The sequence below is a fragment of the Streptomyces sp. NPDC001222 genome, from assembly GCF_042896945.1.
GTDB lineage: Bacteria > Actinomycetota > Actinomycetes > Streptomycetales > Streptomycetaceae > Streptomyces > Streptomyces gibsoniae.
The window spans coordinates 21,036-27,236 of the sequence record NZ_JBIAXT010000058.1 but is presented as its reverse complement, the minus strand read 5'-3'; the positions used below and the strand labels follow the sequence as shown (position 1 = coordinate 27,236).

Annotated in this window: 7 protein-coding genes; 1 reads left to right on the top strand and 6 read right to left on the bottom strand. The window is 70.9% G+C overall.

Annotated features, from left to right (window positions below):
* Window positions 1-642: 642 nt before the first annotated feature.
* Window positions 643-1,641, top strand: coding sequence for a tryptophan--tRNA ligase (gene trpS, locus ACFY2Z_RS39870; protein ID WP_390748895.1), 999 nt, complete (start codon window positions 643-645; stop codon window positions 1,639-1,641).
* Between the two features lie 43 nt (window positions 1,642-1,684).
* Here the strand turns inward: trpS and proC are convergent, their stop codons facing one another.
* From proC to ACFY2Z_RS39840, 6 genes are all read right to left on the bottom strand, one after another.
* A complete protein-coding gene (gene proC / locus ACFY2Z_RS39865) occupies window positions 1,685-2,494 on the bottom strand; it encodes a pyrroline-5-carboxylate reductase (protein WP_390748894.1) in 810 nt (269 codons plus the stop codon).
* Between the two features lie 110 nt (window positions 2,495-2,604).
* Window positions 2,605-3,378 carry an ABC transporter permease gene (locus ACFY2Z_RS39860; RefSeq protein WP_390748893.1) on the bottom strand — a complete coding sequence of 258 codons (774 nt, stop codon included), beginning with the start codon at window positions 3,376-3,378 and terminating at the stop codon, window positions 2,605-2,607.
* Entirely contained in the window at window positions 3,375-4,208 is an 834-nt protein-coding gene (locus ACFY2Z_RS39855) for an ABC transporter ATP-binding protein (protein WP_390748892.1), read from the bottom strand. The genes ACFY2Z_RS39860 and ACFY2Z_RS39855 overlap by 4 nt, the downstream gene beginning before the upstream one ends.
* Before the next feature lie 146 nt (window positions 4,209-4,354).
* The gene (locus ACFY2Z_RS39850) at window positions 4,355-5,131 is read right to left on the bottom strand and encodes a class I SAM-dependent methyltransferase (protein WP_390748891.1); all 777 of its coding nucleotides are present in this window, start codon (window positions 5,129-5,131) and stop codon (window positions 4,355-4,357) included.
* 83 nt (window positions 5,132-5,214) lie between these two features.
* On the bottom strand, window positions 5,215-5,706 hold the full coding sequence (locus ACFY2Z_RS39845; RefSeq protein ID WP_390748890.1) for an EamA/RhaT family transporter: 492 nt from the start codon (window positions 5,704-5,706) through the stop codon (window positions 5,215-5,217).
* A 48-nt stretch (window positions 5,707-5,754) separates the two neighbouring features.
* Complete coding sequence (locus tag ACFY2Z_RS39840) at window positions 5,755-6,072, bottom strand: SH3 domain-containing protein (protein ID WP_390748889.1); 318 nt, start codon at window positions 6,070-6,072, stop codon at window positions 5,755-5,757.
* Window positions 6,073-6,201: the final 129 nt, after the last annotated feature.

Here is a 6,201-nt window from a genome sequence, read left to right as displayed (position 1 = left end):
CCGAGAGACTCTCTCAGGCTTTCCTCCGGGCGCTTCCCTTCGGTGTTCCCGACTCTATCAGATCTTTTCTCGACCCGATTTCCTCGGCGCTTTCCGGCCTTTCGGCCTTCCGGCGGTGTTGACTTTATCAGATCCCGTCGGGCTCTTTTCGAGCTCTTCAAGTCCTGATCCCCGGTCAACCGGGGTTGCCCTCCCGGCCCTTGGGCCGTTCCGACGAGTGAGACTTTAGCGGATTCCTTGCTCCCGAGCTAATCGGGGGCTGCGTCCTCGCAAATGCTTCGAACGCGGATTCCTCATTCCGAAAATACGCACGACGAAACACACGGCGCTGTGTGACGCCGAGGAACGGTGAGTACCTGCGGAGTGGCTGTCCGGGGACCGACCGGAGTCGGCGCTCACGTCGGACAACTCGGAGAACCTTACGGATCGGCCTGGGGTGTGTCAACTCGGTGCCCTACCGCCCCGTGCAGGCGTACTCTCTTGTCCATGACTTCGCGTACGTGCACCCAGCAGTGGTGGGCCGCCTGACGGCGGCCGGACTCACGTATGCACTCAACGGCCGCCGCTTCGGCGGCCGTTCTTGTATCTCCTCCACAAGAGGGCGGCCGGCCGACAGCGGCGGTCCGACCAGAAGGTGGAGAGATGACACGGGTCTTCAGTGGGGTCAAGCCGACCGGGCACCTGACGCTGGGCAACTACCTGGGTGCCATGCGGCGGTGGGCCGACGTGGACCAGCACCAGTCCGACGCCCTCTTCTGCGTAGTCGATCTGCACGCACTGACCGTGGACCACGATCCGGCGCGGGTGCGCAGGCTCAGTCGCCAGGGGGCGACGCTGCTGCTGGCGTCGGGGCTCGACCCCGATCTGTGCACCGTGTTCGTGCAGAGCCATGTCGACGAGCACGCTCGGCTGTCGTACGTGCTGGAGTGCGTGGCCACCGACGGCGAGATGCGGCGCATGATCCAGTACCGGGAGAAGTCCGCGCGCGAGCGGGAGCGGGGCGGGAGCGTGCGACTGTCGCTGCTGACGTATCCCGCGCTGATGGCGGCGGACATCCTGGCGTACGGGGCCGACGAGGTGCCCGTGGGCGACGACCAGCGGCAGCATGTGGAGCTGACCCGGGATCTGGCCGTGCGGTTCAACCAGCGCTACGGGCACACGTTCGTGGTACCCCGGGCGACCCGTCCGCCGGTCGCGGCCAGGGTCATGAACCTGCAGGACCCGACCTCGAAGATGGGAAAAACCGACGACTTTGGGCCGGGGATCGTCTATCTGCTCGACGAGCCGGACGTGGTCCGGAAGAAGATCATGCGAGCCGTGACGGACAGCGGGTCGGACGTCGTGTACGACCCGGAGACCCGGCCCGGGGTGACCAACCTGCTGGAGATCCTGGCCGCCTGTGAGGGGGGCGACCCCGAGGAGCTGAGCGGCGCCTACGGGTCGTACGGCGCTCTGAAGAAGGACACGGCGGAGGCCGTCGTGGAGTTGCTGCGGCCGGTGCAGGAGCGGCACAAGGCGCTGTGCGCGGACCCCGGGTATGTGGACGGGGTGCTGCGGGCCGGGGCGGAGCGGGCCAGAGGGATGGCCCGGCCGCAGGTGGACGCGGCGTACCGGGCGATCGGGTTGCTGCCGGCGGAGTGAGGGGGCGTTGCCCACCGCCGGCCTCCCGGCGGTGGGCAACCCGTCAGCTGTTGCCGGACGCCAGCTCGCGGCTGCGGTCGCGGGCCGCTTCCAGCGCGGCGATCAGGGCCGCTCGTACGCCGTGGTTCTCCAGCTCGCGGATGGCGTTGATCGTCGTACCGGCCGGGGAGGTGACATTCTCGCGGAGCTTCACCGGGTGCTCGCCGCTGTCGCGGAGCATGACGGCCGCGCCGATCGCGGACTGGACGATCAGCTCGTGGGCCTTGTCGCGGGGCAGGCCGAGCAGGATGCCGGCATCGGTCATGGCCTCGACCAGATAGAAGAAGTACGCGGGGCCCGAGCCGGACAGGGCGGTGCAGGCGTCCTGCTGGGACTCGGGGACCCGGAGTGTCTTGCCGACGGCTCCGAAGATCTCCTCGGTGTGGGCGAGGTGGGCCTCGGTGGCGTGGCTGCCCGCCGAGATGACGGACATGGCCTCGTCGACGAGGGCGGGGGTGTTCGTCATGACGCGGACCACCGGGGTGCCGGCGGTGAGACGTGACTCGAAGAACGAGGTGGGGATGCCGGCGGCGCCGCTGATGACCAGGCGGTCGGCGGGGATGTGCGGCGCGAGTTCGTCGAGGAGCGTGCCCATGTCCTGGGGCTTGACGGTGAGGATGAGCGTCTCGGCGGTCTTCGCGGCCTCGGCGTTGGAGACGGGGGTGACGCCGTGGCGGCTGCGGAGTTCCTCGGCCCGTTCCCGGCGGCGGGCGGTGACCAGGAGGTCGGCGCGGGCCCAGCCGGCTCGGATCATTCCGCTGAGCAGGGCCTCGCCGATCTTTCCGGTGCCGAGGACTGCGACTTTCTGGGTCATGTGCGGGTGCCCTCCGGGGGTTGCGTCGTCCGGGTTCATCCTCGCACCGGGGTGGGCGTGCGGGGCGGGTTGTCCGGTGGGCGGGACACGGGCCCGGTCCCGCACCGCCCCTATGCCGTGCGTCGCCTGAGGGTCGCCGCTCCCAGGCCGAGCACCAGGAGTGCGCAGCCCGCGACGATCAGGACGTCCCTGACGAACGTCGCCGTCATGTCCGTGTGGCGGAGGACCTCGTTCATGCCGTCCACCGCGTAGGACATCGGCAGGACGTCGGAGAGCGCCGTCAGCGCCGGGTGCATGTCCGAGCGGGGGGTGAAGAGGCCGCAGAGCAGAAGCTGGGGGAAGATCACCGCCGGCATGAACTGGACCGCCTGGAACTCCGAGGCCGCGAACGCCGAGACGAAGAGGCCGAGCGCCGTGCCCAGCAGGGCGTCGAGGAGGGCCACCAGCAGGAGCAGCCAGGGCGAGCCGGTGACGTCCAGGCCGAGGAACCAGACCGCCAGTCCGGTGGCCAGGGCGGACTGGATGATCGCGAGCGTGCCGAAGGCGAGGGCGTAGCCCGCGATCAGATCCGCCTTGCCGAGGGGCATCGCGAGGAGGCGTTCCAGGGTGCCGGAGGTGCGTTCGCGCAGGGTCGCGATCGACGTGACCAAGAACATCGTGATCAGCGGGAAGATCCCGAGGAGCGAGGCTCCGATCGAGTCGAAGGTGCGCGGGCTGCCGTCGAAGACATAGCGGAGCAGGACCAGCATCAGACACGGGACGACCAGCATCAGCGCGATGGTGCGCGGGTCGTGGCGGAGCTGGCGCAGCACGCGGGCGGCTGTGGCCGTCGCACGGGAGACGGTGAGGGCCCTCCCGGCCGGGTGGGCGGTGGCCGTGGTCATCGAACCGTCTCCTTTCCTGCCGTCCGCTGCTCCGTCGCCTCGTCGACGAGGTGCAGGAACGCTTTTTCGACCGTCTCCGCCCCGGTACGGGTGCGCAGGGCTTCAGGGGTGTCGTCGGCGAGCAGCTCCCCCTCCCGCATCAGCAGAAGGCGATGGCAGCGCTCGGCCTCGTCCATGACGTGCGAGGAGACGAGGAGGGTGGCGCCGCGGTCGGCCGCGAGGCGGTGGAAGAGGGCCCAGAGGTCGCGGCGCAGGACCGGATCGAGACCGACCGTGGGTTCGTCGAGGACCAGGAGTTCCGGGGTGCCAAGCAGCGCGACCGCGAGGGAGACACGGCTGCGCTGGCCACCGGAGAGGTTGCCGGCGAGGGAGTCGGCGTGCGAGGTGAGGTCCACGTCGGCGATGGCCCGGGTCACGTTGTGGTGGCGGCGGTCGGCGGCGGCGCGGCCCGGGTCGAGGATCGCGGCGAAGTAGTCGAGGTTCTGGCGGATCGTCAGGTCGGCGTAGACGGAGGGCGCCTGGGTGACGTAGCCGATCCGGGAGCGCAGGGGGGCGGAGCCGGCGGGCAGGCCGAGGACCTCCAGGGTGCCGGTGACCTTGGCCTGGGTGCCGACGATCGCCCGCATGAGGGTCGACTTGCCGCAGCCGGACGGGCCGAGCAGCCCGGTGATCCGGCCGCGGGGCACGGTGAAGCCGAGGTGACGGAGGACCGTGCGGGTGCCGCGGCGGACGATGAGCCGATCGGCGTGGACGGCGGGTGTGGTGGGTGCGGTGGCAGTGGGTGCCGGCGCCTCGGGCCCGGGTGGGTCGGCGCGGCGATTATTCATCATGCGATGAATATGGCGCGCACGGGTCCGGTCGTCAAGGGGCGAAGGTCTCCGGCAGGGCGTCCCGGAGTCGATACGGGAGAGCCGCCGGGCCGGTGCGGGCGCAGGGGCACGGCGGCTTCGGTCCCGCTCGGGGGGACGCCTCGGGGCTACGGACGTCGCGCCACGATCAGCAGGACGTCGTAGACCTCCTCCACGAAGCCGTCCGGGAAGGCTTCGAGGAGGTGCTCCCGTTCCTCGGCGAGGAAGGTACGTGTCCCCTTCTCGCCGTGGACGAGGAAGAGCGAGTGGCTGCCGATGTTGGCGAGGTGGAGGTCGACGGGCACCGTCCGGCTCCAGCGCACCACGCGGTGGGTGTGGGCCGGGATCTCGGGGGCGCCCTTGAAGGCGAGTTCGGGACGCGTGCCGCCGGCGCCGTTCTTGGTGGCGTTCTCGGCGCCGAAGTACCGCTTGATGCGCTCCGCCTGCGCGGTGATCCAGGGCACGTCCGGGGCGTCCATGTTCCACCACAGCGCGAGCGCGCCGCCCGGGCGCAGGACACGCAGGGCCTCCGGGACCGAGCAGGTGGCGTCGGTCCAGTGCCAGGACTGGGCGTAGGTGAGGAAGTCGACGGAGGCGGTGGCGAGCGGGAGGGCGTTGCCGTCGCCGCGCAGCAGCGGGATGTCGGGGAGGGTGCGGCGGAACTCGGCCGCCATGCCGGCGCCGGGCTCTATCCCGAGGACCTGTGCGCCTCTGGCCCGCAGGAGGGCGGTGGCGATACCGGTGCCGGCCCCGACGTCCGCGACGCGGGCGCCGGTCAGGGGGCGGTCGGCGAGTTCCTCCAGCGCGTCGAGGAGGGCGGGCGGATAGGAGGGGCGGTTCGCGGCGTACTGCGCCGCGGCGGCATTGAACGAGTGGGCTCGCACGGAGCTGGACGGCACGGTCATACGTCCATGGTGGCGCGCCGCGGGTGCCGGTACAGCGGGTTTCCCCGGTGCCGGGTCCCGGGAGGTGAGAGGCGGGCCGCCGGTCAGGAGCGGCGCTTGCGGGCCGGGTTGCCCGTGCGGCGCGACGCACGCTTCTGGTGCGCGGCGCGGGCCCTGTCGTACTCCTCGCGGTGCAGCTTCTCGCCGGGGGCCTCGATCAGCGAACGGATGAAGTAGGCGACCAGCGAGCCGAGGAAACCGATCGCGAGCAGGCCGCGCAGCGAGGACCGGCGCTCCGGGTCGGGGCGCCTGCCGAAGGCCTCCCAGGTGTGCCCGAACGCCAGCGCGCTGCAGACCGCGAACATCACCACCACCAGCACGGTCACGAGTGTGCCGACATCGGCGATCTGCAGGCCCTGGTAGGCGAAGCGCAGTACGAGGACGGAGACGGCGGTGGCCAGGAGGGAGCCGACGGCCACCGCGGCGCGCCGGGCGCCGTAGCCGCCGTCGTGGTCCACCCAGGTCGTGCCGAAGAAGCGGATCGGTTCGGGGCGGGGTCCGCCAGGGGTCTCCGGAGTGCCGTTCTCGTCGCTCACGCGTCGATTATCACCCCGGCGGCGGGCAGGGCCCCGGCCCGGTCCGGCTCAGCCGCAGCGGGGGGCGACGTAGCCGTCGCTGCCCGTGTGCACATAGGAGTCCGCGACGTACTCACCGTCGTCGATGCTGTCCCAGATGTTGCTCGTGCCGTAGGGACCGGTGACGGTCGTCCCCGGCGTCTGGCAGTAGATCGGCACCTTGGCGCCCTCCGGCAGGACCCGGACGACGCCGTAGCCGGTGCCGGGGCCGCTGCGGACGTTGAGCCGGACCCCCGGGGCCACCGCGTAGTAGCGCACGGCCGCGGCGGTCGCGACGGACTCCGTCGCGCCGTCGTCCTTGGCTTCTCCGACCTGGTCGACAGACATGGAATACCTCCCCCGTTGAGCCCCATGACTGTCATGGGGTCCCGTTCATCCCCTGCGCATCACATCGCGAAACGCGATGTGAGACACGCCCGCGGAGGCTAGCAAGCCGCCTCTGACTCGCACGAGTCA

What these genes read in the sequence shown, in the direction of transcription:
- trpS (WP_390748895.1), top strand. Translation starts at nt 643, where the DNA reads ATGACACGGGTCTTCAGTGGGGTCAAGCCGACCGGGCACCTGACGCTG.
- ACFY2Z_RS39855 (WP_390748892.1), bottom strand. Translation starts at nt 4,208, where the DNA reads ATGATGAATAATCGCCGCGCCGACCCACCCGGGCCCGAGGCGCCGGCA.
- ACFY2Z_RS39840 (WP_390748889.1), bottom strand. Translation starts at nt 6,072, where the DNA reads ATGTCTGTCGACCAGGTCGGAGAAGCCAAGGACGACGGCGCGACGGAG.
- proC (WP_390748894.1), bottom strand. Translation starts at nt 2,494, where the DNA reads ATGACCCAGAAAGTCGCAGTCCTCGGCACCGGAAAGATCGGCGAGGCC.
- ACFY2Z_RS39860 (WP_390748893.1), bottom strand. Translation starts at nt 3,378, where the DNA reads ATGACCACGGCCACCGCCCACCCGGCCGGGAGGGCCCTCACCGTCTCC.
- ACFY2Z_RS39850 (WP_390748891.1), bottom strand. Translation starts at nt 5,131, where the DNA reads ATGACCGTGCCGTCCAGCTCCGTGCGAGCCCACTCGTTCAATGCCGCC.